2 protein-coding genes are annotated in these 2,553 nt (G+C 74.0%); both read left to right on the top strand.

Features of this window, described 5'->3' with window-relative positions:
* Positions 1 to 56 precede the first annotated feature (56 nt).
* Positions 57 to 1,121: an aliphatic sulfonate ABC transporter substrate-binding protein gene (locus ARTHRO9V_RS15165; protein WP_159828885.1), complete on the top strand. Its 1,065-nt coding sequence runs from the start codon at positions 57 to 59 to the stop codon at positions 1,119 to 1,121.
* Positions 1,118 to 1,987, top strand: a complete 870-nt coding sequence (locus tag ARTHRO9V_RS15160; RefSeq protein WP_236557107.1) for an ABC transporter permease — start codon at positions 1,118 to 1,120, stop codon at positions 1,985 to 1,987. Before ARTHRO9V_RS15165 ends, ARTHRO9V_RS15160 begins: the two co-directional genes overlap by 4 nt.
* Positions 1,988 to 2,553: the final 566 nt, after the last annotated feature.

Genomic DNA, 2,553 nt, shown 5'->3' with positions numbered 1-2,553 from the left:
CCCGAACCGACCCCCGCCGACCACCGCACCGCCCCCGACAGCACGGAGACGAACCGATGACCTTCCGCACCTCCCCCACCACCCGCACCCGCGCCTCCTGGGCCGGCGGTCTCGCTCTCGCCGCGGCGAGCGCCCTCCTCCTCACCGGCTGCGTCGCGGGTGAGGACGCCGGCACCGGCGCGGCCGACGCGGCAGGCGGCGCCGGGGCGAGCGACGGCGAGTGGTCGACCGACACGCTCGACATCGACTTCGCGACCTACAACCCGCTCAGCCTCGTCGTGAAGGACCAGGGCTACCTCGAGGACGCCCTCGGCAACGACGTCACCGTCAACTGGACCCAGTCGGCCGGCTCGAACAAGGCCAACGAGCTGCTGCGCGCCGGAGCGGTCGACGTCGGCTCGACCGCCGGCTCGGCCGCGCTGCTCGCCCGCTCGAACGGCTCCCCCATCAAGACGATCGACGTGTACTCGCAGCCCGAGTGGTCGGCGCTCGTCGTCCCGGGCGACTCGACCATCACCGACGTGGCGGACCTCCGCGGCAAGACGATCGCGGCGACCACCGGCACCGACCCGTACTTCTTCCTGCTGCAGGCGCTCGACCAGGCCGGGCTCAGCGCGTCGGACGTGACGATCCAGAACCTGCAGCACGCCGACGGCCGCGCCGCCCTCGAGAACGGCAGCGTCGACGCCTGGTCCGGCCTCGACCCGATCATGGCCGCGAGCGAGGCCGAGTCGGGTACGAAGCTGCTGTACCGCAACGTGGACTTCCTCAGCTACGGGTTCCTCAACGCCACCGAGTCGTTCCTCGAGGCGTCGCCCGACGTCGCGCAGGTCGTCGTCGACTCGTACGAGAAGGCCCGCGCCTGGGCCCTCGACAACCCGGACGAGACCGCCGCCATCCTGGCCACGGCCGCCGCGATCGACCCCGCCGTCGCCACCACGGTGATCGACCGCACCCACCTCGACATCGACCCCGCCCCCGGAGCCGACCAACGCGCCGTCCTCGACACCATCGGCCCGATCCTGGTCGAGTCGGGCGACGTCCCCTCGCAGGACGACGTCGACGCCGCCCTCGACTCGCTCTTCGACGACTCGTACGCGACGGCCGCGTCCACCTCGTGAGCAGCACCCTGACCGTCACCCCCCGAGCCGAGGAGGCGCGGGTCGTCGAGGACGGACGCCGCGCCTCCTCGTCCGGGTCGCCCGCGCCGCGACGCCCGGGCACCCCGGGCGCGACCCCTCCCCGCCGCCTGGCACTGCTCGGGGTGCTCCTGCCGGCCGCCGTGCTCGCCGCCTGGGTGCTCGCCACCACCGTCGGCGGAGTGCCCTCGTACCGCCTGCCGTCCCCCGCGGACGTGGCGCGGGCAGGAGTCGACCTCGCCGCCACGGGTCAGCTCGGCCTCTACGTCGCCATCTCGGTGCAGCGGGTGCTGATCGGGTTCGTGGTCGGGTCCGTGATCGGGCTGGTCGTCGGCGCCGTCGTCGGGTTGTCGCGGGTGGGCGAGGCGTTGCTCGCGCCGTCGATCGCGGCCGTGCGCGCGGTGCCGTCGCTGGCTTGGGTGCCGTTGCTGATCCTGTACCTCGGCATCGGCGAGGACTCCAAGGTGACGTTGATCGCGATCGGTGCGGCGTTCCCCGTCTTCACCACGGTCGCGGGGTCGCTGCGGCACGTCGACCCGCAGCTCGTCGAGGCGGGGCGCGCCTACGGCCTGCGGCGGGTGTCGCTCTTCACCCGGGTGCAGCTGCCGGCCGTGCTGCCCTCGCTCGTGTCGGGGCTGCGGCTGGCGCTGGCGCAGGCGTGGCTGTTCCTGGTCGCGGCCGAGCTGATCGCGTCGTCGATGGGCCTCGGCTTCCTGCTGACCGAGTCGCAGTCGAACGGACGCGTCGACCGGATCTTCCTCGCCATCGTCCTGCTGGCGCTGCTCGGGACACTGAGCGACACCGTGCTGAACGTCGTGCAGCGCGTGGCGCTGCGGCGCTGGCGGTAGGCCGCGGGCGGCAGGCGGCGGGCGGTCTGCCGCGCCGTCCGCGTATGACGCCAAGCGGTGGTCACTGCGCCAGGACTAAGCCTGGCGCGGTGACCACTTCCTGGCGCCGTGGCCCGCCCCGCCACGAAGTACACACGCCGCCACGACATCGCGTGGCGGCTTGTGTACCTCGTGGCGTGAGGCAAGCCGAGCACCTGCCGTCCGCACGCCGCGCACCCCGCCCGGCACGCGCCTCCTACGTTCGCCCCATCCGCACGCCGCGCGTCCTACCCGGCACGCGCCTCCTGCACTCGCACCGTCCGCACGCCGCGCACCCTGCCCGCCCCGCGCCTCCTGCGTTCGCCCTGTCCGCACGCCGCGCGTCCTGCCCGGCCCGCGCCTCCCGCGCTCGCACCGTCCGCACGCCGCGCGTCCTACCCGGCCCGCGCCTCCTGCACTCCGCTCTCTGCCGTCCCATAGCGCGACCTGCCCGGGCAGGCTGTGCCGACCGCTGCAAGCTGTGCTGAACGCCGACCGCGGGCCGCGGGCCGCGGCCCGCGGGTTGTGCTGCCGGCTGCAAACTGTGC

The sequence above is a fragment of the Frigoribacterium sp. 9N genome (assembly GCF_902506305.1).
In the GTDB taxonomy this organism is placed as follows: domain Bacteria; phylum Actinomycetota; class Actinomycetes; order Actinomycetales; family Microbacteriaceae; genus Frigoribacterium.
Note: the sequence above shows the minus strand (reverse complement) of the source record. Positions and strands in the feature narration are given on the sequence as shown.

Excerpts from the sequence above, each read along its gene's own strand:
- ARTHRO9V_RS15165 (WP_159828885.1), top strand. The coding sequence starts at position 57 with ATGACCTTCCGCACCTCCCCCACCACCCGCACCCGCGCCTCCTGGGCC.